The organism is Catellatospora sp. KI3 (assembly GCF_029948125.1).
Lineage (GTDB): Bacteria > Actinomycetota > Actinomycetes > Mycobacteriales > Micromonosporaceae > Catellatospora.
Window position 1 is genome coordinate 67,220 of record NZ_JASAMB010000025.1, and the last position, 24,294, is coordinate 91,513.

Genomic DNA, 24,294 nt, shown 5'->3' on the forward strand with positions numbered 1-24,294 from the left:
CGGCGCTCAGCCGCCGCTGGCGGCCGCCGCGTAGGTCACCGGGACGCCCGCCTTGCGCAGCGCGTCGGCCAGGAACGGCGTCAGCGTCTTGACGTACGTCGCGGTCACGTGCGAGCCGCTGCGGTAGACCATCGCGTTGCCGACCACGGCCGGGCACCTCAGCGTCGGGCAGATGAAGTCGAACAGGTCGACCAGCTTCACCTTCGGCGCGGCCGACAGGGCCAGCTGCTGGGTGCGGAAGGCCTCGTCCTGCGCGTGGCGCTGCCAGTCGAACGAGCAGGCCGACAGCTTCGACCGGTTCCGGTCCACGCAGTCGATCATCTTCACCGTGGGCGACGGGTTGTTGGCGACCACCACCACCTTGGTGCCCACCCCGTCGAGCCGCGTCCACGCCTCCCGCATGCCGTCGGCCAGCGCCTGCGCCGAGGCGGTGCCGTCGGCGGCGGCGGCCTTGGCGGTGCCCGACGAGGTGAACACGTACGCGTAGCGCCGCTGCTCCAGCTCCCGCAGCAGGGTCGCGTTCCACTGCGTGCACGAGGTGTACGGCTTGGCCGCGTCGCCGCCGCTGAGGGCGGGGGCGGTGGTGAACGGGCAGGCGGCCTTGAACGCGATGTCGACCTGCCAGTCGTTCTGGGCGGCGATGGCCTGGAACGCGGGCAGCCACTGGTCCATCTTCGAGTCGCCGACCAGCGCCACCTTGGTCCTGCCCTGCGGGTTGCCGTAGGTGCACCAGATGATCTCGGCCGGGTCCGCCTCCTGGAAGCAGACGCTCGCGCTGTCGGGCGCGTCGTTGGCGGCCTTCAGCGGGTCGGGGTAGATGTAGGCGAAGCTCTCCTGCATCTTGATGTTGCGCTCGGTGATGCCGGTCTGCGGCAGCACCCCCGCGCCGATCGGGTTGCGGGGCGTGTCGGCGGCACCGGCCGCGAACACGCCCGACATCGCCAGCACCAGGCCCGCGCAGATCCCGGCCAGGGTCATGTTGCCGCCGAGGCTGAGCGCCAGCCGCGGCGAGCGCGACACCGATCTCGCGTACCGCATCGGGTTCTCGACCAGCCGGTAGGTGAGCCAGGCGGGCACCACGGAGGCCGCGGCCACCAGCAGGCCGCGCTGCACCGACAGCCCGTCCCAGTACGCCGTCGCGATGACCAGCATCGGCCAGTGCCACAGGTACAGCGAGTACGACAGCTCGCCGACCCAGCGGAACGGCCGGGTGCCCAGCAGCGCGACCGGCCCGCCCCGGCCGGCGGCGGCACCGGCGGCGATGACCGCGCCCGCGCCGAGGGTGGGCAGCGCGGCGGCGTACCCGGGCCAGGGGGTGTTCTCGGTGATCAGCACCGCGGCGGCGGTCACGGCGGCCAGCCCGGCCCAGCCGAGGACCAGCGCGAGCTTGCGCGGCAGCCGGGCGGTGCGGGCGGCGGCCAGGGCCAGGCCCGCGCCCAGCGCCAGCTCCCACATGCGGGTGGTGGAGACGAAGAACGCGCGCTGCGGCGACCCGGCCGTGTAGTGGATCGACCAGGCCAGCGACGCCAGCGCGCCGACCGTGAGCCCGACGCTGATCAGCACCCGCGCCGGGACCCGGCGCAGCACGCGGGCCGCCAGCAGCGCGACGATGATCAGCAGCGGCCAGACGATGTAGAACTGCTCCTCCACCGCCAGCGACCAGAAGTGCTGCACCGCCGACGCGGCCGAGTCGCCGGCCAGGTAGTCCACGGCCCGGTCGGCCAGCCGCCAGTTGAGGATGTAGGTCGCCGCGGCGACGATGTCGCCGCCCGTGTCCTCCCACACCGAACGGGGCAGCAGCAGCCGGCCCGCGACGGCCACCGCCATCAGCACCACCGCGGCGGCGGGCAGGATCCGCTTGGCGCGGCGGGCGTAGAAGCCGGCCAGCGAGACCCGGCCGGTGCGGTCGACCTCGTTGAGCAGCTGCCCGGTGATCAGGAACCCGGAGATGACGAAGAAGACGTCGACGCCGACGAAGCCGCCCGGCAGGAACGGCAGGCCCGCGTGGTACAGCAGGACCAGGCCGACGGCGACCGCGCGCAGCCCGGCGATGTCGCCGCGGAAGTCGCTGCCGTGCCGCGGCGCCGGTTCGGCCGGCACCGGCGCCAGCACCGCCGTGTCGTCCGCGGACCCGGGGTAGGCCGGCGCGGCGGTGGCGGGAGGCGACTGCGACAAGGTCATCGAGGGGGTTCCTTCCGGGCAGTCATTCGGCCACAGAAGATATCCGCCCCGTCCACCGGGCCGCAATCAGGGCGCGAGCGGCCGGGCCGCGCTGCGGTCGGGTCGGCGGCGGCGGCTAGGGTGGGCCGGTGCCCGAAGGACATACCGTACGGCGTCTGGCCGACCGCCACCGCGAGCTGTTCGCGGGCGGCCCGGTGGCCGCGACCAGCCCGCAGGGGCGGTTCGAGGCCGGTGCGGCGCGCCTGTCCGGTGCGGTGCTGACCGACACCGAGGCGTACGGCAAGCACCTGCTGCACCACTACGAGGGCGGCCTGACCCTGCACGTGCACCTGGGCCTCTACGGCAAGTTCGCCGACGGGGACCTGCCCGCCCCGGCCCCGGTCGGGCAGGTGCGGCTGCGGCTGGCCGACGGGCGCCACTGGCTGGACCTGCGCGGCCCGACCGCCTGCGAGCTGCTCGACCCGCCGCAGGTCGACGAGCTGCGGGCCCGGCTGGGCGCCGACCCGCTGCGCGCCGACGCCAAGCCCGACGAGGCGTACGCGCGCATCCGCCGCAGCGGCAACGCCCTGGCCGCGCTGCTGCTGGACCAGTCGATCGTCGCCGGGACGGGCCTGATCTTCGTCCTGGAGGCGCTGTACCGGGCCGGGCTGTCGCCGACGATGCCGGGGCGGGACCTGGCCGAGGCCGCCTGGTGGGCGATCTGGGACGACCTGCGGCAGCTGATGGCCCAGGCGGTGGTGACCGGCCGGATCGACACGGTCCGCGACGAGCACACCCCCGAGGCGATGGGGCGGCCGCCGCGGGTGGACCGCCACGGCGGCGAGGTGTACGTCTACCGCCGCCCCGGCCAGCCGTGCCTGGTCTGCGGCACCCCGGTCAGCCGGGGCGAGCTGGCCGGGCGCAACTCGTACTGGTGCTCGGTCTGCCAGCCTGAGCGGAGAGGAAAGCGATGAGCCGGTACGTGGCGCTGCTGCGCGGGATCAACGTCGGCCGCAACAAGCAGATCCCGATGGCGGACCTGAAGGAGCTGCTGGTCGGACTCGGCCACACCGACGTGTCGACCCTGCTGCGCAGCGGCAACGCGCTGTTCGGCAGCGACGGGGCGGACGAGACGGCGCTGGCGGAGCAGATCTCGGCGGCGCTCGCCCAGCGGTTCGGCGCCGAGGTCGGCGTGCTGGTGCGCGGCCGCGACGAGCTGGCCGCGATCACCGCGGCCGACCCGCTGGCCGACCGGGTCACCGACCCGTCGCGCTACCTGGTCGTGTTCCTGTCCGCCCCGGTCACCCAGCAGGCCCTCGACGCGATCGACCGGGCCGCGTACGGCACCGAGGTGATGGTCGCCGGCCGCCGCGAGGTGTACGTGTGGCTGCCCGACGGCATCGCCGACAGCAAGCTCACCCAGGCCTTCTTCCAGAAGCGGCTGTCGGTGGACATCGCCACCGCCCGCAACTGGAACACCGTCACGAAACTGGTCAAGCTGCTGGACGGGCCCGGCGAGTAGCTCGCCGGGCCCGTCCAGGTCAGGTGTTCAGCGCTGCCGGTGCGTGGCCATCCGGGCCAGTGCGTGCAGCGCGGCCGCCCCGTGCGGGCGCGGGTGCGCGGTCTGCAGGGCGCTGATCGCGTCGGCCAGCAGCTCGTTGGCCGCGCCCCGGCCGGTGGCGCGCGCCCCGGCCGCCTCGATCAGCTCCGCGGCCCTGGCCACCTCCGCGTCGGTCAGCGCCCGGTCCAGCCGGTACAGCAGCGCCAGCTCCCGCCCGGCCGGGGTGCCCGACGTCAACGCCGACACCACGACCAGCGACTTCTTGCGGCTGTGCAGGTCCGAGTGGACCGGTTTGCCGGTGACGGCCGGGTCGCCCCAGATGCCGAGCAGGTCGTCGACGTACTGGAAGGCCAGGCCGAGCCGGGTGCCGAACTCGCGCAGCCCCGCGACCCGGTCCGGGTCGGCTCCGCCGAGCAGCCCGCCCAGCGCGCACGCCCCGCCGAGCAGGGCCGCGGTCTTCGCCTCGGCCATCGCCCGGCACTCGGGCACGGTCACGTCGTGGCGCTCCTCGAACGCGACGTCGGTGGCCTGCCCGTCGATCAGCTCCAGCACTGCCGCGTGCAGCATCCGCCCGGCCTGCGCCGCGGCCGGATGGCCGCACCCGGCCAGCACGTCGTACGCCAGCGACAGCAGCGCGTCCCCGGCCAGGATCGCCGAGGCCTGCCCGAACACGCTCCAGGCGGTCGGGCGGTGGCGCCTGGTCACGTCCCCGTCCATCACGTCGTCGTGCAGCAGGGAGAAGTTGTGCACCAGCTCCACCGCCACCGCGGCGGGCACCGCGTCGGCGGCGGCGCCCCCGACCGCCTCGGCGGCCGCCAGCGTGAACGCGGGCCGCATGGCCTTGCCCGCGTCCGCGCCGGCGGGCGCGCCGTCGGCGTCGTACCAGCCGAAGTGGTATCCCGCGATGCGCCGCATGGACGGCGGCAGGCGGTCCACCGCCTCGCGCAGCGCGGGGTCGACGATCTCACGGCTCCAGGCGAGCACCTCGCGGGCGGACTGGCCCCGGGCCAGCAGGTCGACCGTAGTCACAGGGATCCCTCCTCGGTCGGTACGGGCCGTCAGTGGCCGAGTTCGACGTTCTCGAGCACGCCCAGCGCGTCGGGCACCAGGATCGCCGCCGAGTAGTAGGCGCTCACCAGGTACGACATGACTGCCTTGTCGTTGATGCCCATGAACCGCACCGACAGGCTCGGCTGGTACTCGTCCGGGATGCCCGGCTGGTGCAGCCCGATGACGCCCTGCTCCGCCTCGCCCAGGCGCATGACCAGGATCGAGGTGGTGCCGTTCTCGCTGATCGGGATCTTGTTGCAGGGCAGCAGCGGCACGCCGCGCCAGGCGGGCACGCCGGAGCCGTGCAGCTCCACGCCGCCGGGGTAGATGCCGCGGCGGGTGCACTCGCGGCCGAACGCGGCGATCGCCTTCGGGTGGGCGAGGAAGGCGTGCGAGCTGCGCCGCCGGCTGAGCAGCTCGTCGAGGTCGTCCGGCGTGGGCGGGCCGGTGCGGGTGTGGATGCGCTGCTTGAGGTCGGCGTTGCTGAGCAGGCCGAACTCGCGGTTGTTGATCAGCTCGTGCTCCTGGCGCTCCTTGAGCGCCTCGATCGTCAGCCGCAGCTGCTGCTCGATCTGGTTCATCGGCTCGTTGTAGAGGTCGGCCACGCGGGTGTGCACCTGCAGCACGGTCTGCGCGACGCTGAGCTCGTACTCGCGGGGCGTCAGCTCGTAGTCGACGAAGGTGCCGGGCAGCTGCGCCTCGCCGACGTGGCCGGCCGAGATGTCGATCGCGGCCTCACCGTGCTTGTTCTGCGCCGGGACCGGGCTGTCCCGCCGCCGCCGCACGTGCTCGCGCAGGCTCTCCGACAACCCCGCGACCTCCTCGAACGCGGTACGCGGCAGCGACAGCACGATGCAGGAGGTCACCGCCTTGACGGTGGTGTCCCAGACGGTGCCGGCCTGGGTCAGCGCCTGCTCGCCGAAGTACTCGCCGTCGGCCAGCACCCCGAGAACGATCTTGTCGCCGTACTTGCCGGTGCCGATCCGGTTCACCTTGCCGTGGGCGAGCAGGTAGACCTGGTCGGCGGGCTCGCCGCTGGTGACGATGACGTCACCGGGGGCGTACTCGTGCTGGCGGAACCGGTCGGCCAGGGCCTCCAGGGCCATGGCGTCGTCGAAGCCGCGCAGCAGCGGCAGCTCGCACAGCTCCGGGGGGACCACCCGGACCTGGCCGCCGGCGGTGGTGAAGCTGACCCGGCCGTCGCCGACGGCGTAGCTGAGCCGCCGGTTGACCCGGTAGGTACCGCCCTTGACCTGCGTCCACGGCAGTACGCGCAGCAGCCACCGGGAGGAGATCTCCTGCATCTGCGGCGCGGACTTGGTCGTCGTCGCGAGGTTGCGGGCTGCGGCAGTCGCGAGAGACTGCTGGCGCTGTCCATTGTCGACCTCTGTGCGGGCGTCCACGGACACCACGATCACCACCCCTGGATAGGAGGAACCGGCGGGGGGAAGCCGCCGGTGTGTGGCCGGAACGCGTGGAGTGTTCCTTGCGTCCGGTTCGTACCAATTCTTAGTGATCTGGAGGGGTGAGCGGAAGTCCTGATCGCTGGAAAATATCCGCTTTTAATATGGTACGGGCTCTGTTAGGGTGCGGGCCCGGGTCGGGTGGGGCGGCGATCGTGGGGTGGTGGCGGTTGGTGCAGGTCCTGACTTCGGGGCGGGGTGTGGCGGGATCGCCGGTGGAGCTTCTCTTGTCGGGCGTGTCGGGATTGTCTGAGGGCTGGGGTCAGGGCAAGAGCGGCGACGACGAGGGGGTGGGAACGTGGTCCGGCTTGCTCGCGTGGAGCCGACAAAATGGGGCGAAATGGGTTGTGGACGGGGTCGCGGTCGGGGGGCGGTGGGTCGGCGGGTTGGGGTGATCGTCGTTTGAGGTCAGAAGCTGGTGCTGGGGTGCTTCGTTTGACCGCAAATGGCGATCATCCGATCGTGATCGCTGTCCGCGGGTCGGGAAGTGGGGCGGTGGTGGCCGGTGGTTCGCGGTCAGGAGGTGGCGAACCAGTCGTGTACCGACTGCATCGAGTCGAAGTGGCAGGTGGGGAACGTCGCGGGGCCTTCGGGGGCCGGTTCGGCCTCGGCGGCGTAGGCGGGGGCTGACAGATAGGCCAATTTGGTCACTCCGGCCCGGTTCCAGGCGGGGACCAGGTTCTGGTCGCACCAGGAGTCGAAGTCGGCGTCGGGGCGGTGGTGCAGCTGGCGCTCGTCGACGACGACGTACTCGGTGGGCAGCTGCTCGGCGGTCTGCGCGAAGCGGCTCAGCAGGGCCCGGAAGTGGTCGTCGGTGATGTGGTCGGTCGCGGGGGTCCAGGTCAGCTCCAGGACGCGCCTGGTGTCGTCGTGGCTGATGGACCCGAATTCGTCATGGTAGATCGAGTTCGACATGGCGTTCTCCCTCCGGGGCGACGGCGTCGGTGGTGCCGCGCTCGCCGCCGCTGACCTCCAGCACCTGCCCGGTTACCCCGGCCGCCTCGTCGCAGGCCAGCCAGGCGATCGCGGCGGCCACCTCGTCGGCGGTGACCGGGCGGCCCAGGGCGTTGTCGGCGAACATGCGCGGGCCGCTGCTGTGTCCGGTGCGGACGTGGTTGACGCGGATGCCGTTGCGGCCGTACTCACTGGCCATGCTGCGGGTCAGGGCCTCCAGCGCGCCCGCGATCGCGCCCAGTGCGCCGGTGTGCGGGCGGCCGCTGCGGCCGTCGGTCGAGGCGACCGTGATGATCGAACCGCGGCGGGCGGGCAGCATCACCCGGACCGCCTCGGCGCCGGTGAGGAACTGGGCGCCCACGACGTGGCCGAGTGCGCCGGTCATGGCGGCGGGGTCCAGGTCGTGGTACGGCACGCCGTCGCCGGCCGCGACGCCCGCCAGCGACAGCACGTTCACCACCGTGTCGACCGGGCCGCCCGCGGCCACCTCGGCGAGGTGGGCGCGGACCTCGTCGCGGTCGCCCGGGTCGACGGAGGCCCACGCGGCCTCCCCGCCGTCGGCGCGGATCTTCTCGGCGAGGATCCGTACGGCGTCCTCGTCGCGGCCGCTGACCCAGACCGTGGCGCCGTGCCGCGCCAGGTGGTGGGCGGCGGCCGCGCCCAGCCGCTCGTCGGCGGCGAACACCAGCACCCGCTTGCCGGACAGCATCATCTGCGACCCCCACCCGTAGCGCCCGCACCTGCCCAGCCCAGCCAGGCAGTCCCCACCGGCATCGTCCCACCAGCGCCCCGCCGCCGTCCGCCACTCCCGCCACCCGGAGCCGAAGATCGGTCAAGTCGCCGGGCAATCGGGCCGACGGAGGTTCATGATTCGCCCGATTGCCCGGCGACTTGAAGCCGTGCGGGCCCGTGTGCGAGCGGGCGGGGGTTTTCATGGGTGTGGATGTCACGTATGGTGGGCTGCGGGAGCGCTCCCACCCCATCCGGGCAGGTGGGCAAGAACGCCCTCGGTCGGCATCGGCACCGCCGGGCTGAGGGACTCCGCCATCGCGGGACCCGTCCCGCCCGTGCACCCGGGAACTTTCATGAGACTGCTGCGTACCCGCATCGCGCTGGTCGCTCTGGTCGGCGCGAGCCTGCTCGCCGTCCCGACCTCCGCCGGCGCCGCCGGCCTGCCCTACCAGGACCCGTCGCTGCCCGTCGCCACCCGCGTCAGCGACCTGCTGTCGCGGATGAGCCTGGACGACAAGCTCGGCCAGATGACCCAGGCCGAGCGGGCGTCGGTCAGCACGAGCGACATCACCTCGTACCGGCTCGGCTCGGTGCTGTCCGGCGGCGGCTCGGCGCCCTCGTCGAACAACGCCACCGGCTGGGCCGACATGACCGACAACTTCCAGCGTGCCGCCCTGGCCACCCCGCTGGGCGTCCCGATCCTGTACGGCTCCGACGCCGTCCACGGCCACAACAACGTCGTCGGCGCGACGATCTTCCCGCACAACATCGGCCTGGGCGCCACCCGCAACCCGGCCCTGGTGCAGGACATCGGCCGCGCCGTGGCCGAGGAGGTCACCGGCACCGGCGTCGACTGGGACTTCGCGCCCTGCCTGTGCGTGGCCCGCAACGACCGCTGGGGCCGCACGTACGAGTCGTTCGGCGAGAAGCCCGAGCTGGTCAGCTCGATGGCCACCATCGTGACCGGCCTGCAGGGCAGCACGCTGGGCGGCACCGCGTCGGTGCTGGCCACGGCCAAGCACTACGTCGGTGACGGCGGCACCGCCAACGGCACCGACCAGGGCAACACGCAGCTCTCGGAGTCGGAGCTGCGCGCGATCCACCTGCCGCCGTTCCAGGCCGCCATCGCCAAGGGCGTCGGCTCGGTCATGATCTCCTACAGCAGCTGGAACGGTGCCAAGCTGCACGGCAACCAGTACCTGATCACGACCGTCCTCAAGGGAGAGCTTGGCTTCACCGGCTTCGTGGTGTCGGACTGGAACGGCATCGACCAGATCGACGGCGCCACCGGCATGAGCGCCACCGACGTGCGCAGCGCGGTCAACGCGGGCATCGACATGGTGATGGTGCCGACCGAGTGGAAGAACTTCATCAACCTGCTGCGTACCGAGGTCAACGCCGGCCGGGTCACCACCGCGCGCGTCGACGACGCGGTGCGGCGCATCCTGACCAAGAAGTTCGAGCTCGGCATGTTCGAGAAGCCGCTGGCCGACCGGAACTACACGTCCAGTGTGGGCGGTGCGGCGCACCGGGCGCTGGCCCGCAGCGCGGTCGCGCAGTCGCTGGTGCTGCTGAAGAACAGCAACAACGTGCTGCCGATCGCGCCGAGCGGCGGCAAGATCTTCGTGGCCGGGCGGCACGCCGACAACATCGGCCTGCAGAGCGGCGGCTGGACGATCTCGTGGCAGGGCGCCTCGGGCAACACCACGCCCGGCACCACGATCCTGCAGGGCATCCGCAACACGGTCGGGTCGGGCGCGACGGTCACCTACAACGCGAGCGGCAGCGGCATCGACAGCTCGTACAAGGTGGCGATCGCGGTCGTCGGCGAGCAGCCGTACGCCGAGGGGCAGGGTGACCGGACCGGTGACCTGGGCCTGGACAGCACCGACCTGGCGACGCTGGCCACGCTGCGCAACTCCGGCGTGCCGGTGGTCGTGGTGCTCGTGTCGGGGCGTCCGCTCGACATCGCGTCGCAGCTGGGCAACTGGAGCGCGCTGGTCGCGGCGTGGCTGCCCGGCACCGAGGGGCAGGGCGTGGCCGACGTGCTGTTCAACGTCGTCGCGCCGACCGGCAAGCTGCCGATGACCTGGATGAGCAGCGCCAGCCAGCAGCCGATCAACGACGGCGACGGCAAGACCCCGCTGTTCGCGTACGGCTACGGCCTGTCGTACTCGACCCAGCCGCCGGTCGACACCACCCCGCCGAGCACCCCGGGCACCCCGTCGGCGAGCCAGACCGGCCCCAACAGCGCCACGCTGAGCTGGGCCGCCGCCACCGACAACGTGGCCGTCACCGGCTACGACGTCGTCCGCGTCCAGGGCACCACCGAGACGGCGCTGGCCACCTCGACCACGAACTCGGTGGCGCTGACCGGCCTGTCCGCCTCCACCAGCTACACGGTCGCGGTGTACGCCCGCGACGCCGCCGGGAACCGTTCGAGCCGCTCGGCGACCGGCACGTTCAGCACCACCGTCGTCGACGGCGCCCCGCCGACGGCACCGGGCAGCCTCACCGCCTCGAACGTGACCAGCAGCGGCGCCACGCTCAGCTGGACCGCGTCCACTGACGACACCGGCGTGGTCGGCTACCGGGTGTTCCAGGCGCCGGGCGCCTCCGGCGGCACGTTCACGCAGGTCGGCACCACCGGCGCCGGCACGACCGCCTTCGCGGTCACCGGGCTCGCGGCGGCGAGCACCTACCGGTACTACGTGCGGGCCGTGGACGCGCCGGGCAACGTGTCGGTCGACTCGAACACGGTCACGGTCACCACGCTGCCCGGCGGCGGCGGCGCGGGCTGCAAGGTCGGCTGGGTGCCCAATAACTGGGGCACCGGCTTCACCGCCAACATCACCATCACCAACACCGGCACCACCACGATCAGCGGCTGGACGCTGGCCTGGACCTTCGTCGGCAACCAGGTGCTGACCGGCGGCTGGAACACCACCGTGACGCAGACCGGCAGCTCGGTCACCGCCCGCGACGCGGGCTGGAACGGCACCATCGCACCGGGCGGCAACGCCCAGTTCGGGGTGCAGGGCACCTACAGCGGGTCCAACCCGAACCCGGCGGCCTTCACGGTCAACGGCTCGGCCTGCACCCTGGGCTGAGCCTGCGCCCCGCGGGGGGCGCGATGCGGCAGGGGCACCTTCCGAGGAGGTGCCCCTGCCCACGTCAGGAGCGGGGTGGGAGGACCTGGATCGTGTCGGTGGGTTCGCGCAGGGCTCGGCCGACGGTGCAGTAGCCCTCGTGCACCCGGTGCGCGACCGCCTCGAACACCTCGGCGGCCTTGGCGTCGCCGGGCGGCAGCTCGATCTCGTACGTCGTCGTCACCGGACCGAGCTTGCTGGTCTCGACCTTCTCCGCGTCGACGCGCACGGCCAGTTTCACCAGCCGGTGCCCGCGCTTGGCCGTCAGCGGCTCGACCGTCACGATCTCGCACCCGCCCAGCGCCACCAGCAGCAGCTCCACCGGTGTGAACACGCCGTCCTGATCGGACCCGCCGATCGCCACGCGCGCCCCGCGCGCGTTGGTGGCGAAGAATCCGCCGTCGTCGGTCCGCTCGACCCTCACCTCAGCCATGATCGCCATGGTAGTCACGCGGGCACGGACATGCGCGCGGTAGCGCAGGTCACGGGTAGATCTTGCGGCCCTCGGCGCACATGGCGACGTACTGGGCGATCCGCCGGGCCCGGGTCTCCGGCTTCTTGGCGTCCTGGATCCGGTGCAGGATCGCGAAGCGGTTGGCGCTGTTCAGCGTGGCGAAGAAGGCGGCCGCGGCCGGGGCGGCGGCCAGCGCCTCGGCCAGGTCGTCGGGCACCTGCGCGGTGCGCGGACTGTCGTAGGCGGCGTCCCAGCGCCCGTCGCCCCTGGCCCGCTCGATCTCGGCGAGCCCGGCGGGGCGCATCCGCCCCGCCGCGATGAGCGCCTCGACCTTGTCCCGGTTGATCTTCGACCAGCGGCTGCGGGCCCGGCGCGGGGTGAACTTCTGCAGCCAGTACGACTCGTCCAGGGCCCGCTTCTGCCCGTCGATCCAGCCGTGGCACAGCGCCACGTCCAGCGCCTGCGCGTAGTTCAACGCCCCCGGCACCCCCTTGGCCAGCTTCAACCAGATCCCGGGCGAGTCCGGGTGCGCCGCCACCCACTGCTCGAACTCCGCCGCCGACCCGAACTCGACGATCTCCGCCTCATCACCCACCGCGGCAGTCAACCACCACCCGCCGACATCCCCTGCCCGCCGCCCACCTGCCGGCCACTCGCCCCCGCCCGCCCCCGCCCGCCCCCGCCCGCGCCCCCGCGAAGCGTTCGTGCAGTTTCGGGGAAACTGCACGAAAGAAGTCCAAGATTCCAGCACTTTCCCCGAAACTGCACGAACCGCCGGGGCGGCGGGCGGGGGGAGGGGGAGGGGCGGGGCTGGTCAGGTGTCGAGGGTGTAGTGGTGGACGGAGACGGGGGTGCCGTCGGGGGCGGTCCAGGCCGCCTCGGTGGTGCCGGTGCGGCGCCAGCCGGTGCGCTCGTACAGCGCGATCGCTGCGGTGGCGTGGGTGGTCACCTCCAGCATCAGCGGCAGCGCGCGTTCGCGGGCCCAGCCGACGGCCGCGCCGAGCAGCCCCGACGCCACCCCGGTGCCCTGCGCGGCGGGGGATACGTACAGGCGGCTGATGTTGTGGCCGTGACCGGGGCTGTCGCGCAGCAGCACGTGGCCGACGACCGTGCCCCCGATGACCGCGACCCAGCCCTGCTCGACGTCGGCGGGGGTCAGCCAGGCGATCGGGTCGGCGGGCCACCGGGTGGGGTAGCGGACGCCGGAGGCGTGGACGGCGGCCAGCGCTTCGACGCAGCCGGGCAGGTCGGCGACCTCGCGGGGGCGGATCACCGGAGGGTGCGGGGTGGTCACGGCGCCGATCATGCCACGGCGGGGCGGCGGCGGGGCGCCCGCGGCCGCGGGCTCAGGCGGCGATGGCGTTGAGCTCGCGGTTGCCCAGGATCCGCTCCCGGGCGCCGTCGCGGGCGACCCGGACCATGGCCCGGCCGACCTTCTCGGTGGTGGTGACCGCGCCGGGGAGCAGGCGGCGCAGCAGCGGGTAGAGCGGGCGGGTGAGGGCGTACCCGGCCCGGTAGAGGCCGGTCTTGGAGACGATCCCGTGCATCGGCTGGATGAACCCCGGCCGGCACAGGTACGTGTCGAACGGCATCGCCAGCAGGGCGTTCTCGGTGCGGCCCTTGACCCGCGCCCACATGCTGCGGCCGCGTCCGGTGCTGTCGGTCCCGGCGCCGGAGACGTACAGGAACCGCATGCCGGGGCTCGTCTCGGCCAGTGTCGCGGCCACGGCCAGGGTGAGGTCGTAGGTGACCCGGGTGTAGGCGGCCTCGCTCATCCCGGCCGAGGACACGCCGAGGCAGAACAGGCAGGCGTCGAAGCCGGTGAGCCGGTCGGCGACGGCGGTGAGGTCGTACAGGTCGGGGTGCGTGATCTCGGCCAGCTTCGGGTGGGTCTGCCCGGTCGGGGTGCGCCCGACGACCAGGACCGCCTCGACGCTGTCGTCGCGCAGGCATTCACGCAGCACACCCTGCCCGACCATCCCGGTCGCCCCGAAGATCAGAACTCGCATGCGCCGCTCCTGTCGACATCGGCCGAGGTGAGGGTATCCGACCGCCGGTTGCGGCACTATTGGAGGCGGGTGGGGAAGGTGTGGAACATGCACATCGGGGGTATGGGCACCGCATGCTGAGCGAGATCAGTGCCGAGCTGCTGGAGACGATGAAGAAGTCGGCCAGTGTGCTCAAGCGCGCGGAGATTCCGTTCGTGCTGGCCGGAGGCTTCGCGGCGTACGCCCGCGGCGGCACCTCCAGCGACCACGACGTGGACTATCTGCTCCGCGAGCAGGACGTCGAACCCGCGCTGGCAGCGTTCGCGCAGGCCGGGTTCCGGGTGGTGCGCCCGCCCGAGGACTGGCTGGTCAAGGTGTTCGACGACGACCGCCTGGTCGATCTGATCTTCCGCCCGGTGCAGCATCCGGTCACCGACGAGGTGCTGGCCGACAGCGAGGTCATGCCGGTCAACGCCGTGCACCTCCCGGTGCTCTCGGCGACCCGGCTGATGGAGCACAAGCTGCTGACGTTCTCCCAGCACCACTGCGACTTCGCGCGGGCGCTGCCGCTGGCGCGCTCGCTGCGGGAGCAGATCGAATGGGACCGGGTGCGCGCCAACACCAAGGAGTCGGTGTACGCCCAGGCGTGCCTGTACCTGCTCAGCCTGTTGGAGGTCATCCCGCCGCAGTAGGGGTCAGAGGAGGGGAGCGGCGTGAACGAACACGACATCAGCGACGAGTACATCGACGCGGCGGTGCAGCGGATGCTCACGGAGGACGATGAGATCTCCGAGCAGGGCATCGAGGTGGTCCGGCACGGTGCCACCGTGGTGCTGCGCGGCCAGGTCGAGTGCGCGTCGCGCCGGGAGGCGATCGAGGCGCGCGTGCTGGCGCGCTTTCCGGACCGCAGGGTGTGCAACGACATCACGGTGACGGCGGTGCGCGAGCCCGCCGAGCCGGAGGTGCTTTCATGATGCGGGTGGCCGCGGTCGGCGACGTACATATGGACGTAGACGTGCTGGGGCGCTACCGGCCCCGGCTGCTGATGCTGCCCGAGCAGGCCGACGCGCTGCTGCTGGCCGGGGACCTGACGCGGCACGGCACCCCGGCGGAGGCCGAGTGCGTGGCGAAGGAGTTCGGCGACCTGGGCGTGCCGGTGGTGGCGGTGCTCGGCAACCACGACCACCACACCGACCAGGCCGACGAGGTCGCCGACGTGCTGCGGCAGTCCGGCATCGCGGTGCTGGAGGGCGACGGGGTGGTGCTGGACCTGCCGGCCGGGCGGCTGGGCGTGGCCGGGGTGAAGGGCTTCGGCGGCGGTTTCGCGGGGCGGTGCGCCAGCAGGTTCGGCGAGCGCGAGATCAAGGACTTCGTCGGTACGACCGAGCGCAGCGCGCAGGCCCTGGAGTCGGCGCTGCTGGGGCTGGACTGCGACGTGCTGGTGGCGCTGACGCACTACGCGCCGGTGCCCGAGACGCTGCACGGCGAGCCGCTGGAGATCTACCCGTTCCTCGGTTCGTACCTGCTGGCGCAGGCGATCGACGCCGCGCCGACCGCGCTGGCGCTGCACGGCCACGCCCACGCCGGGTCCGAGCGGGGCATGACCCCGGGCGGGGTGCCGGTGCGCAACGTCGCCCACCCGGTGATCCGGCAGGCGTACAGCGTGTACCAACTGCACTCGGACGAGGCGAGACTCGCGGTTTCGCAGGCCGCGGCCTAGGGCATACCAGCGATGTCGCCGTTCGCGAGTAGGCAGGAGACAACGATGTTCGGAACCCGGAACCACGAGGGCGTCGCGGCTGCCACCTGGCACGAGTTCCTCCGGGGGCTCAGCTCGACGCGCGATGTCGCCTCCGAGCGGGCCGTCGAGCGGGCCGAGGCGGTCAGGGACACCCTGACCAGCACCGGCACCGAGGCGCGCCGGCGGGCGTCGGCCGCCTTCGACGTGCTGGCGGGGCGACCCGCGCCGGTGCGGTGGGGGTGGGTGGTGGCAGCCGGTGCGGTCGGGGCCCTGGTCGGCTTCGCCGTCGCCGAGGCGCTGCGCGGGCACCCGGTCGACGAGGCGGTGGTCTCGCTGCGCAGGCAGCTCGGCCACGCCGGCGAGCGGGTGCGTGACTCGGTCGGCAGCATGCAGAGCTGATTTCCGCGCCAGTCCCCGGCCCGTGGCGCCCGATCCTGCTAGAACGGGATCGGGTCCGTCACGGGCCGCCTGCCGTGGAGGGGTGAGGATTGAGGACCGAATACCGGCTGTTCCTCGGGGTGAGCGCGTTCCTGTTCGTGGCCGCGGTCGTCTACTGGCTGTGGAGCGGCACGACCCCGCAGGGCCCGGACTGGATCGGCACCACCGCGCTGACCCTCAGCGGGCTGCTGTGCCTGATGTGCGGCGGCTACTTCTGGTTCGTGTCGCGCCGGATCGAGCCGCGGCCGGAGGACCGCCGCGACGCCGAGATCGCCGCGGGCGCCGGGGAGATCGGTTTCTTCAGCCCGGGCAGCTACTGGCCGTTCGGGATCGCGCTGGCGGCGCTGACCGCCTCGCTGGGGCTGGTGTTCTGGATGTGGTGGCTGATCGCGCTCGGGGTGGTGGCGACGATCGTGACCGCCGCCGCGCTGCTGTTCGAGTACTACACCGGCACCCGCCGCTCGGCCGAACGGTGACGGCGGCCCGCGTTCGGGCGCACAATCGAGATGTCCGGGTGAAACATCCGGGGCACGGGGGAGTGTGCGCGATGGGTATCGAGGCGAAGCTCAGCAACGTGTCGCAGCGGCTGGTGGGACGGGCCGAGGAGATGGCGGGCCGGATCACCCGCAATGAGCACTGGCAGTCCGACGGCCGGTCCCGGTGCGAGCACGCGCGCGAGGACGAGATCCGGCAGAAGGCCAAGGACGTCGCCAAGGCCCAGGAGGCGATGGGTCTGATCAGCCACGACGAGCGGCTGCGCCTGGAGCGCGAGGAGAGGCAGCCCAGCTCGCCCGCCTGACCGGGCACCTCGGTCGATGCGTGGGATCGGCGGGCGTGAGGGTGTCGGGCGACACGCTCGACGGGGCCTGTAACGCGGGTGTCATCGCGCGCCCTTAACGTGGTCTTAGACGTTGTACGCAGGGTCAGCCTCCTTGACGCCAGCGCAGCCGGCTCGGGGGTCTGTGGGCTCTGCCGTCATGAGACTTGAGGGATGCCGATGGAAGACGCGCGGCTCAGCGCTCTGGACCTGTCGTTTCTGTGCCTGGAGAACAGCGCCTCGCCCATGCATCTGGGCGCGGTGGCCGTTTTCCGCCCGGACGCCGGTGCGTCCGCGGCCGAAGTGGTGAGCCTGCTCACCGAACGGGCCCGGCAGGTGCCCCGGATGCGTCGCCGCGTCGTCCCCACCGCGCTCCCCCCGGGCGGTGCGGCCTGGGCCGAGGACCCGGAGTTCGACGCGCGGGCGCACGTGCACCACCACGAGCTGCCCGGCGGCGGCCGGGAGGACCTGGCCGCGCTGGTCGCCGAGGTGATGGCGGCCCCGCTGGACCGCGACCGCCCGCTGTGGGAGCTGCACGTGGTCAGCGGGCTGGACGGCGGCCGGTTCGGCCTGCTGGCCAAGATGCACCACGCCATGTGCGACGGCCAGGGCGCGATCGGCATCGGCCTGGCGCTGCTGGACGGCGGCCTGTCGCTGCCCTCGGCGCGGGCGGCGGCGCGGCGTACGGCGGCGCGGCCGTCGGGGCTGGTGGGCCGGTCCGGCCAGCTGCTGGGCGGTGCGATCGGCGCGGCCGCCGGTGCCTACGGCACCGCCAGCGGGCTGCTCGGCCAGGCCACCCGCGCGTTCGACATCGTCTCGGCGGTGCTGGGCACGATGCGCGCGCCGGCCCCGTCGCCGCTGCTGGCCCCGCCCTCGGGCACCCGCCGGGCGGCGTTCGTGGGCCTGGAGGTGCGCGAGCTGCAGCGGATCCGCCGCGTCGTCGGCGGCACCATGAACGACGTGCTGCTGGCGGTGGTCGCCGGGGCGCTGCGGCACTGGCTGGCCACGCACGGGCGGCACCTGCCGGCGCTGCGGGCGCTGGTCCCGGCCAGCCAGCGGGCCCGCTCGGGCGGCAGCGAGGACGGCAACCAGCTGTCGGCGTACCTGTGCGAGCTGCCGGTGGGCGAGGACGACCCGGTGGAGCGGGCCCGGCGGGTCCGGGCCGAGATGGAGACCAACAAGGCGCGCGGGCCCCTGCGCGGCGCCGGGGCGATCCCGGTGCTGGCGGGGGTGCTCCCGCCCGCGCTGCACCGGCTGGCCGCGCCGCTGGCCGCGCACGCGGCGCCGCTGCTGTTCGACCTGGTCGTCACGAGCGTGCCGCTGCCGCCGCTGCCGCTGCGACTGGGCGGGGCCGAGTTGGAGGAGCTGTACCCGATCGCGCCGCTGGCCAGCGGGCACACGCTCGCCGTGGGCATGTCGCGCTACCGCGACACGGTCCACATCGGCCTGTACGCCGACGGTGCCGCCCTGCCCGACCTGGAGAAGATCAGCGAGGCGCTGCCGCGCGCCGTCGCGGAACTGCTGGAAGCCGCCGGTCACTGAGCCGGTGCGGTCGCGCCACCCCACCAGGGCCGGGGTGGCGCGACCGCACCGGGAGCACCGGTCACCGCCGCTCCGATCGCGCGGCGGTGACCGCGGTCCGGGCTCGTCGACACCGCGGACCTGCTCCGGCAGCGTCGCGTCCGGTGCGGGCGCCGGGCAAGCCCCCGGGCGTGGCGGAAGCGCGCCTTGGCACTCACCCGCCACCGGGCTCGGGCGTCCGGGCCAGGGACGCGCGCATGCCCAGGATCGCGGCGACCGCGTCCAGCCAGCGGGCCAGCGCCTCGTCCACGGTCAGGGACGGGCCGTCCGGGATGGACGCCGCGGCGGCGAGCCACTCGCGCACCAGGGCGCTCTGCGCCGGCGTCGGCATCGGCTCGGGCAGGTCCACGGCGAACGCCGTCCCGCCCCGGCGCACGATCTCGGCCACGAAGGTCAGCGAGCGGGGCCGGGCGCGCAGGTGGTGCAGCGAGATCGCGGCGGCGATGGCGCCGTCGGCGTACAGGTGCGGCCGGTACGGCCACGCCGCCAGCAGCGGTGCCGGGTCCAGCGCGGCCAGCTCCGCCTCGGTGACGCGCCGGCCGGCCGCGGAGTGGGGTGCGCTCATCGGGGCACCCGGATGCTGATCGGGGTGGGCGGGACGCCCTTCTGCACGGCGGTGTCCAGGTGCCCGTTGATGAAGTCGTCCTCGCTGACCCATACCGTGTAGCCCCACGGGTTGTAGATCTGCAGCATGCCGCCGTCGTGGCCGACGATCATCATCTGGTGGTCGGGCGTCCAGTCGTCGCTCACCGACACCGGCACCGGCAGTCCGTTGTCGACGGCCTTCTCGACCTCCGTGAGCGCGTCGCGGCGGGCGTCGGTGTCGCCGAGCTTGACGTCGTGGTAGTCGATGCCGGTGTGCGCCCCGATCTCCTCGTCGGCGACGGTGGTGGACTGCCAGTCGGCCATGCCGTCGACGCCGAACCCCTTCTGGAAGATGTTGCGGCCGCCGTCGTAGACGCGCTGCTGCTCCTCGCGCAGCCGGGCCGCGAACGCGTCGGGGTTGTCGAACGCCGGGTCGCCGGGGTGGCCGCCGGTGGTCAGCCGCAGCGCGTAGAGCGGGTCGACCTGGGCGCGGGCGGTGACGGTGGACGAGGCGACGCAGGTCGGGAACTGGCCCTGGGTCCACTCCTTGCCGTCGTACACGGTGGAGGTGTGCGCGCCCTGGACCGGGTTGGCGCTGGTGTCCAGCGGGGCCAGGTGCCGGTCCAGCCAGGCGGGGTCGTCGCCGTGGGCGTGGATCTGCTGGTCGAACGCGGCGATGTCGCCGACGCTGTGCCCGGCGGCCAGCGCCTTGAGCAGGTACGCCCGCTCGTACGGCGACTTGGCCCCGGCCAGCAGCGCCAGCAGCGCCGCCCGGTCGGCCTCGCTGAGCGCGTCGAGCCGCTGCCGGGCCCGGTCGGCGGCGGCCGCGGTGAGGATCACGCCGTGGAACTCGTCGCCGCCCGCGTTGGCGATCATCAGCTCGTCCAGCGCCCGCAGCGGCGAGGCGCCCAGCCTGGCCAGGCGCGCTTGGCTGGTCAGGTCGTTGAGGGTGCGGGCGACCCGGTCGGCGCTGTCGCGGGCGGCCGTATGGGCGTGCACCCGGGCGCCGACGCCGTCCATCGCGGTGCGGTGGGCCGCGCGCATGACGTCGCCGTCGTAGTCGAAGAAGCCGTCGATGTCGGCGACCCGGGCGCGGGCGTCGCGCAGCTGCTCCACGCCCCGGGTGTCCTCGCGGGCCGCGTCGACCATGGCGCCCGCGTGCGCGGTGAGCACGTCGGCGGCGTCGCCGAGCACGTCGACGATGCGCTTCAGCTCGGCCTCCAGGGCCTTCATGCCGTCGGCGGCGGGCACCGACATCTGCCCCACCACGGCCGCGTCCAGCTTGCGCGAGGCCAGGGTGTGCGTCTGCACCGCCTGGGCGTCGACGCGCTTGGCGTATTCGCGCAGCCGGTCGGCGAGGTTGGCGGCGATGCCGTAGAACTCGGTCAGGTGCGGCGCGGACAGCCCGCCGTCGATGCCGTGCAGCAGGCTGCCGGTGCCCCAGTAGCCGTAGGAGCCGTCGATGTCGCGCTTGGCCTCGATGAGCCTGCTCAGGTGGTAGGCGCCCATCAGCGCGTCCTGACGGTGGCGTTCTTGTCCGCGTCGTCGTACGCCTGCGCGGCGGTGGCCAGGCCGTGCACGATGTCGCCGCAGGCGTCGGCGGTGCAGGTCAGCTCGGTCGACCAGGTCCGCAGGAACTCCTCCAGCGCCTCGGGGACCTTGGCCACGGCGTAGACGTAGTCGTCGAGCACCACCGGCAGCTCCTCGCGGCCGAGGTGGGACGCTTCGTCGCGCAGTGCGGTGGACACGTCGCGGAACCCGTCCGCGACCTGCCGCATGGCGGCGGTGTCGGCATGCATGCGGGCAGGCTAGCAGCGATCGATGATCGCTTCTGTCCCGTGTGGACTGCGGCCGGTCGGCCGCTCAGTCGGGGCTCGGCCCCGGCCGGGCCGGGCCCAGGCGGGCTCGGCTCAGGCGTCGGCGGAGGGCTCCACGACGCTGCCCTGGCGCAGCGCGGGCGGCTCGCCCCGGCCCGCCGCCGGCCACGCGTAGAACTGCCCGTCGGCCAGGTACAGGTCGAGCTGCAGGCCGACGGAGGGGTCGTCGGGCAGGTCGATGCTGACCGAGAAGCACTGGTGCGGCTGGTCGTCCATGACGATGGCCAGCCGCTTGTTGCCGTCGTAGTCGGCGACGGTGCTGGCGTGGCCGTTGTATACGAATCGCCGGTTAATCAGGCCGTCTGAGGGCATCTGATCCTCCGTTCTGCCGGGTGCGCTCGGTGCGTACGAGAGTCGCCCGCCGGGCACGGTGGAGACCTCGCGGATTGCATCCCACCATGCCCGCGCGGTTTCCGCACGACGGGGCGCCTCATCCGAGTTCGGCTCGCGTGTCGGTGTGTCCCGGCCTGTCGGGTTTCTCGTGCGATACCGGGCTAACCGTCCGTTACTGTGAAAAGCTGGTCGACAGTGGGCGATCCGGTGGAGGCGTTTCGATGTTCGTCGTGCCTGAATCAGTACGTGACCTGGCCAAACTCATCGCACGGCTCGGGCTGGGCATCGTCTTCTTCGCCCACGGCTGGCAGAAGTTCTTCGACCTCGGCATCCCGAAGGTCACCGCTGGTTTCCGGGCCATGGGCATCCCGCTGCCCGGCCTGTCCGCCTGGCTCGCCGCGACCGTGGAGCTGGTCGGCGGCGCGCTGCTGGTCCTGGGCCTGCTCACGCCGATCGTGGGCCTGCTGCTGGCCGTCGACATGCTCGGGGCGTACCTGACCGTGCACATCGGCCACGGCCTGTTCGTCGACAAAGGCGGCGCCGAGCTGGTCATCGCCCTGGGCGTGGGCGCCCTGCTGCTGGCCGCCGTCGGCGCGGGCCGCTACAGCCTCGACCACCTCCTGTCCCACCGCCGCACCCAGGAGGCGGACGGGCCGGTGCGTCGCTACTGACCCGGCCCCACCCGGTAGGTTGCCCGGTATGGCAGACCCGGCCGACAACCTGGTGGAGATCTACACCGACGGCGCGTGCAGCGGCAACCCCGGCCCCGGCGGCTGGGGCGCCATCCTGCGCTACCGCGGCCACGAGCGCGAGCTGTGCGGCGGCGAGGCCGAGCAGACCACCAACAACCGGATGGAGCTGATGGCCGCCATCCAGGCCCTGGAGGCGCTCAAGCGGCCGGTGGCGGTGCGCCTGCACACCGACAGCAGCTACCTGCGCAACGGGATCACGTCCTGGCTGGCCGGGTGGCGGCGCAACGGCTGGCTGACCAGCGACCGCAAGCCGGTCAAGAACGCCGACCTGTGGCAGCGGCTGTCCGAGGCGGCCGCCCGGCACACCATCGAGTGGCGCTGGGTGAAGGGGCACGCGGGCGACCCCGGCAACGAACGCGCCGACGCCCTGGCGAACAAGGGCATGGCCCAGGCCCGCGGGCGCTAGCCGACGCGGGCGGCGTACCCCGGATAGGTGACCACGAAGCCGTCCCCGTCGACGGTCAGCTCGGCGCTGAACGTGCCCGAGGTGAACCGGATCTTCTCCGGCGAGACCACGCTGTACGTGTGCTCCACCGGGATGACCTGCAGCGACGGCACCCGTACCCAGGCCACCGCCACGGTGTGGGCGGTGCCCGGCGCCGCCCCGAGCAGGTTCAGCCGCCGGATCGGCAGCGTGTTGGTCAGCGCCGTGCACTCCAGGTCCACGTCGTACGCGTCGGCGAGCCGGTCCGCGTCCACGATGCCCGGCAGCGACGCCGAGCCGAACCGGCCCTGCTCGCTGGTGACCACCCGCCAGCCGCGGTCGGAGCGCTCCAGTCTGACCTCGCGCTGCCAGCCCGCGCCCTCGGACTCCACGGTCAGGGTGTCGGTGGCGAACCCCGCCCCGGTGGCCAGCTCGTAGCGGCAGGAGTGGGCGACCGGCTCGGCCGCCACCGCCTGCCCGTGCGCGAACAGTCGGTCCGGACGCAGGTCGACCAGGGCGATGTCGGCTCCGACCTCGACCATCCGGTCCCACAGCAGTGCACGCGGCATCGGCCTCATGCCCTGAGGTTAATGAAAGGTAGGGCCCCTTCTTATCGTTTTGCGAGGTAGAAGGGCCCCTTCTTAACGGCGCCGGGCGGGGCGCCGGGCGCGGCGCGGTGGGGGCGGTGGGCGGGGCGGGGGGTGGTGGGTGGTGGTGCGATCATGGCGGGATGGGGCAGGGGGCGGGTGAACCGCTGGTGGTCGGGGACGAGGTACTGGTCCGGCTGGTCAAGCAGGGCCGCGAGAAGATCAGCTATCCGGCGCGGGTGCTCGCTGACGACGGCGTGCACCTGGTGGTGCGGGCGCCGTTCGCCGGGGACGGGCCGCGCGACTTCGGCTTCGTCAGCTTCGACCCGGGCGACGTCTTCACCGAGCACTACTGGCGCGACCGGTGGTACTCGGTCAAGGAGGTCGGCGGCCCGACCGGGCGGAAAGGCTGGTACTGCGACGTCACCCGGCCGGCCGAGTGGGACGCCGCCGGCTTGGTCGTCGAGGACCTGGACCTGGACCTGTGGGTGTCGGCCGACCGGGCCCTGGTGCTGCGGCTCGACGAGGACGAGTTCGTCGCCAGCGGCATCGAGCAGCGCGACCCGACCGCCGCCGCGCGGGCCCGGCAGGCGCTCGAGGAGCTGGTGGCACTGGCCGGCGACGGGTTCGCCGCACTCGGCTGAGGGTGGCACGGAACTTTTCCCGGAACCTGGGAACCGAGGCGGCCCGCGCGCGGTCACAGCAGGCATGAAGGCAACTCTTGCAGTCCGAGCGGTGCTCGCCTCGCTGCTCGTGCTCGGTGCCGCCGGCTGCGCCCAGGCCGCCGACGGCGCGAGCAAGGGCGACGGCGACCAGTTCACGTTCCCCGGCGGTGACACCGTCGCCCTGCGCGTCGAGTACGTCGGCGGTTTCGTCCCCCCGTCCTACCTGGCCAGCCGCGTTCCGATGCTCAGCGTCTACGCCGACGGCCGCGTCATCACCGAGGGCCCCGTGGTGATGATCTACCCGGGTCCGGCGCTGCCGAACCTCCAACTGCGCCGCATCTCCAGCGGCGACGTGCAGAAGCTGGTCGACCGCGCGGTCAAGGCGGGCGTGGGCGACAAGGCCGACCTGGGCCAGCCCGGGGTCACCGACATGCCCAACACCGTGATCACCGTGCACACCGCCGAGGGCGACAAGACGACCTCGGCGTACGCGCTGACCGAGGAGATCACCACCAACGGCCTGTCGGCCGACCAGGTCGCGGCGCGGCGCAAGCTGCTCGACCTGATCAAGGCGCTGACCGACCTGGAGACCACCCTCGGCAAGAGCGCGGTCAGCACCTCTGAGCCGTACCAGGCGAAGGTCGTCGCCGGTCTGGCCAGCACCTACCAGGCCAACGCCGACGCGGGCGCCCAGGCCGAGATCGCCTGGCCCGGCCCGGCGCTGCCCGGCAAGCCGTTCACCGAGGGCATGGACCTGGGCTGCGTCGCCGCCTCCGGTGACCAGGCCGCCGCCGTGCTCACGGCCGCGGCCAAGGCCAACCAGCTGACGCCGTGGACCTCCGGCGGCAAGACGTACTCGGTCGCCATCCGGCCGCTGCTGCCGGACGAGGCCGACTGCGCCGCCCTGGCCTGGTGACCACCACCGGCCCGGTGACCAGCATCGGGTGAGTCTCACGCCCGACCCGCGCCTCCCATCCCTCTGC

Annotated in this window: 28 protein-coding genes; 14 read left to right on the forward strand and 14 right to left on the reverse strand. The window is 73.0% G+C overall.

What is annotated here, in order from left to right; all coding sequences use genetic code 11:
- Window positions 1-6: 6 nt before the first annotated feature.
- Complete coding sequence (locus QEZ54_RS30450; RefSeq protein WP_281308182.1) at window positions 7-2,181, reverse strand: acyltransferase family protein; 2,175 nt, start codon at window positions 2,179-2,181, stop codon at window positions 7-9.
- A gap of 128 nt (window positions 2,182-2,309) precedes the next feature.
- Between QEZ54_RS30450 and QEZ54_RS30455 the strand changes: the two genes are divergently transcribed.
- Both QEZ54_RS30455 and QEZ54_RS30460 read left to right on the forward strand, forming a co-directional pair.
- Complete coding sequence (locus QEZ54_RS30455) at window positions 2,310-3,134, forward strand: DNA-formamidopyrimidine glycosylase family protein (protein WP_281308183.1); 825 nt, start codon at window positions 2,310-2,312, stop codon at window positions 3,132-3,134.
- The gene (locus tag QEZ54_RS30460) at window positions 3,131-3,682 is read left to right on the forward strand and encodes a DUF1697 domain-containing protein (RefSeq protein ID WP_281308184.1); all 552 of its coding nucleotides are present in this window, start codon (window positions 3,131-3,133) and stop codon (window positions 3,680-3,682) included. The genes QEZ54_RS30455 and QEZ54_RS30460 overlap by 4 nt, the downstream gene beginning before the upstream one ends.
- Before the next feature lie 27 nt (window positions 3,683-3,709).
- Here the strand turns inward: QEZ54_RS30460 and QEZ54_RS30465 are convergent, their stop codons facing one another.
- The 4 genes from QEZ54_RS30465 to QEZ54_RS30480 all read right to left on the reverse strand — a co-directional run bounded on the left by QEZ54_RS30465 (window position 3,710) and on the right by QEZ54_RS30480 (window position 7,900).
- Complete coding sequence (locus tag QEZ54_RS30465; RefSeq protein ID WP_281308185.1) at window positions 3,710-4,750, reverse strand: family 2 encapsulin nanocompartment cargo protein polyprenyl transferase; 1,041 nt, start codon at window positions 4,748-4,750, stop codon at window positions 3,710-3,712.
- Between the two features lie 29 nt (window positions 4,751-4,779).
- A complete protein-coding gene (locus QEZ54_RS30470; RefSeq protein ID WP_348650590.1) occupies window positions 4,780-6,174 on the reverse strand; it encodes a family 2B encapsulin nanocompartment shell protein in 1,395 nt (464 codons plus the stop codon).
- A gap of 576 nt (window positions 6,175-6,750) precedes the next feature.
- The gene (locus QEZ54_RS30475) at window positions 6,751-7,149 is read right to left on the reverse strand and encodes a hypothetical protein (RefSeq protein WP_281308186.1); all 399 of its coding nucleotides are present in this window, start codon (window positions 7,147-7,149) and stop codon (window positions 6,751-6,753) included.
- Window positions 7,127-7,900, reverse strand: a complete 774-nt coding sequence (locus QEZ54_RS30480) for an SDR family oxidoreductase (protein WP_281308187.1) — start codon at window positions 7,898-7,900, stop codon at window positions 7,127-7,129. Before QEZ54_RS30480 ends, QEZ54_RS30475 begins: the two co-directional genes overlap by 23 nt.
- A gap of 373 nt (window positions 7,901-8,273) precedes the next feature.
- Between QEZ54_RS30480 and QEZ54_RS30485 the strand changes: the two genes are divergently transcribed.
- The gene (locus tag QEZ54_RS30485; protein WP_281308188.1) at window positions 8,274-11,030 is read left to right on the forward strand and encodes a glycoside hydrolase family 3 N-terminal domain-containing protein; all 2,757 of its coding nucleotides are present in this window, start codon (window positions 8,274-8,276) and stop codon (window positions 11,028-11,030) included.
- 64 nt (window positions 11,031-11,094) lie between these two features.
- Here QEZ54_RS30485 and QEZ54_RS30490 read toward each other — a convergent pair whose 3' ends face one another.
- The 4 genes from QEZ54_RS30490 to QEZ54_RS30505 all read right to left on the reverse strand — a co-directional run bounded on the left by QEZ54_RS30490 (window position 11,095) and on the right by QEZ54_RS30505 (window position 13,532).
- Complete coding sequence (locus QEZ54_RS30490; protein ID WP_281308189.1) at window positions 11,095-11,502, reverse strand: OsmC family protein; 408 nt, start codon at window positions 11,500-11,502, stop codon at window positions 11,095-11,097.
- Between the two features lie 49 nt (window positions 11,503-11,551).
- Window positions 11,552-12,118: a YdeI/OmpD-associated family protein gene (locus QEZ54_RS30495; RefSeq protein ID WP_281308190.1), complete on the reverse strand. Its 567-nt coding sequence runs from the start codon at window positions 12,116-12,118 to the stop codon at window positions 11,552-11,554.
- A 219-nt stretch (window positions 12,119-12,337) separates the two neighbouring features.
- Complete coding sequence (locus QEZ54_RS30500; RefSeq protein WP_281308191.1) at window positions 12,338-12,817, reverse strand: GNAT family N-acetyltransferase; 480 nt, start codon at window positions 12,815-12,817, stop codon at window positions 12,338-12,340.
- Between the two features lie 52 nt (window positions 12,818-12,869).
- Complete coding sequence (locus QEZ54_RS30505; protein ID WP_281308192.1) at window positions 12,870-13,532, reverse strand: NAD(P)H-binding protein; 663 nt, start codon at window positions 13,530-13,532, stop codon at window positions 12,870-12,872.
- 113 nt (window positions 13,533-13,645) lie between these two features.
- On the opposite strand from QEZ54_RS30505, the gene QEZ54_RS30510 reads away from it, so the two are divergent.
- From QEZ54_RS30510 to QEZ54_RS30540, 7 genes are all read left to right on the forward strand, one after another.
- Window positions 13,646-14,203, forward strand: a complete 558-nt coding sequence (locus QEZ54_RS30510) for a hypothetical protein (protein ID WP_281308193.1) — start codon at window positions 13,646-13,648, stop codon at window positions 14,201-14,203.
- A gap of 21 nt (window positions 14,204-14,224) precedes the next feature.
- Window positions 14,225-14,485, forward strand: a complete 261-nt coding sequence (locus QEZ54_RS30515; protein ID WP_281308194.1) for a BON domain-containing protein — start codon at window positions 14,225-14,227, stop codon at window positions 14,483-14,485.
- Window positions 14,482-15,231, forward strand: coding sequence for a metallophosphoesterase (locus tag QEZ54_RS30520; RefSeq protein ID WP_281308195.1), 750 nt, complete (start codon window positions 14,482-14,484; stop codon window positions 15,229-15,231). The genes QEZ54_RS30515 and QEZ54_RS30520 overlap by 4 nt, the downstream gene beginning before the upstream one ends.
- A 45-nt stretch (window positions 15,232-15,276) precedes the next feature.
- A complete protein-coding gene (locus QEZ54_RS30525; protein WP_281308196.1) occupies window positions 15,277-15,651 on the forward strand; it encodes a hypothetical protein in 375 nt (124 codons plus the stop codon).
- 89 nt (window positions 15,652-15,740) lie between these two features.
- Window positions 15,741-16,166: a cytochrome c oxidase subunit 4 gene (locus QEZ54_RS30530; protein ID WP_281308197.1), complete on the forward strand. Its 426-nt coding sequence runs from the start codon at window positions 15,741-15,743 to the stop codon at window positions 16,164-16,166.
- Between the two features lie 71 nt (window positions 16,167-16,237).
- Entirely contained in the window at window positions 16,238-16,489 is a 252-nt protein-coding gene (locus QEZ54_RS30535) for a hypothetical protein (protein ID WP_281308198.1), read from the forward strand.
- Window positions 16,490-16,681: 192 nt separating this feature from the next.
- Window positions 16,682-18,049 (forward strand): wax ester/triacylglycerol synthase family O-acyltransferase, encoded by a 1,368-nt coding sequence (locus tag QEZ54_RS30540; protein ID WP_281308199.1) that lies wholly within the window; start codon window positions 16,682-16,684, stop codon window positions 18,047-18,049.
- Between the two features lie 193 nt (window positions 18,050-18,242).
- Here the strand turns inward: QEZ54_RS30540 and QEZ54_RS30545 are convergent, their stop codons facing one another.
- The 4 genes from QEZ54_RS30545 to QEZ54_RS30560 form a co-directional block, all read right to left on the reverse strand.
- Window positions 18,243-18,653, reverse strand: a complete 411-nt coding sequence (locus tag QEZ54_RS30545; RefSeq protein ID WP_281308200.1) for a hypothetical protein — start codon at window positions 18,651-18,653, stop codon at window positions 18,243-18,245.
- Window positions 18,650-20,182, reverse strand: a complete 1,533-nt coding sequence (locus QEZ54_RS30550) for a hypothetical protein (protein ID WP_281308201.1) — start codon at window positions 20,180-20,182, stop codon at window positions 18,650-18,652. The genes QEZ54_RS30545 and QEZ54_RS30550 overlap by 4 nt, the downstream gene beginning before the upstream one ends.
- The gene (locus QEZ54_RS30555; protein WP_281308202.1) at window positions 20,182-20,472 is read right to left on the reverse strand and encodes a type VII secretion target; all 291 of its coding nucleotides are present in this window, start codon (window positions 20,470-20,472) and stop codon (window positions 20,182-20,184) included. Before QEZ54_RS30555 ends, QEZ54_RS30550 begins: the two co-directional genes overlap by 1 nt.
- A gap of 111 nt (window positions 20,473-20,583) precedes the next feature.
- Window positions 20,584-20,862, reverse strand: coding sequence for a hypothetical protein (locus tag QEZ54_RS30560; RefSeq protein ID WP_217403279.1), 279 nt, complete (start codon window positions 20,860-20,862; stop codon window positions 20,584-20,586).
- Window positions 20,863-21,113: 251 nt separating this feature from the next.
- On the opposite strand from QEZ54_RS30560, the gene QEZ54_RS30565 reads away from it, so the two are divergent.
- Both QEZ54_RS30565 and rnhA read left to right on the forward strand, forming a co-directional pair.
- The gene (locus tag QEZ54_RS30565; RefSeq protein ID WP_281308203.1) at window positions 21,114-21,554 is read left to right on the forward strand and encodes a DoxX family protein; all 441 of its coding nucleotides are present in this window, start codon (window positions 21,114-21,116) and stop codon (window positions 21,552-21,554) included.
- Between the two features lie 28 nt (window positions 21,555-21,582).
- Window positions 21,583-22,041, forward strand: coding sequence for a ribonuclease HI (gene rnhA, locus QEZ54_RS30570; RefSeq protein ID WP_281308204.1), 459 nt, complete (start codon window positions 21,583-21,585; stop codon window positions 22,039-22,041).
- On the opposite strand, the gene QEZ54_RS30575 is transcribed toward rnhA, so the two are convergent.
- Entirely contained in the window at window positions 22,038-22,637 is a 600-nt protein-coding gene (locus tag QEZ54_RS30575) for a putative glycolipid-binding domain-containing protein (RefSeq protein ID WP_281308205.1), read from the reverse strand. The genes rnhA and QEZ54_RS30575 overlap by 4 nt on opposite strands.
- A gap of 152 nt (window positions 22,638-22,789) precedes the next feature.
- Here QEZ54_RS30575 and QEZ54_RS30580 point away from each other — a divergent pair, with 152 nt between their 5' ends.
- Window positions 22,790-23,290 (forward strand): DUF402 domain-containing protein, encoded by a 501-nt coding sequence (locus QEZ54_RS30580; protein WP_281308206.1) that lies wholly within the window; start codon window positions 22,790-22,792, stop codon window positions 23,288-23,290.
- A gap of 91 nt (window positions 23,291-23,381) precedes the next feature.
- Window positions 23,382-24,227, forward strand: coding sequence for a hypothetical protein (locus tag QEZ54_RS30585; protein WP_281308207.1), 846 nt, complete (start codon window positions 23,382-23,384; stop codon window positions 24,225-24,227).
- Window positions 24,228-24,294 lie beyond the last annotated feature (67 nt).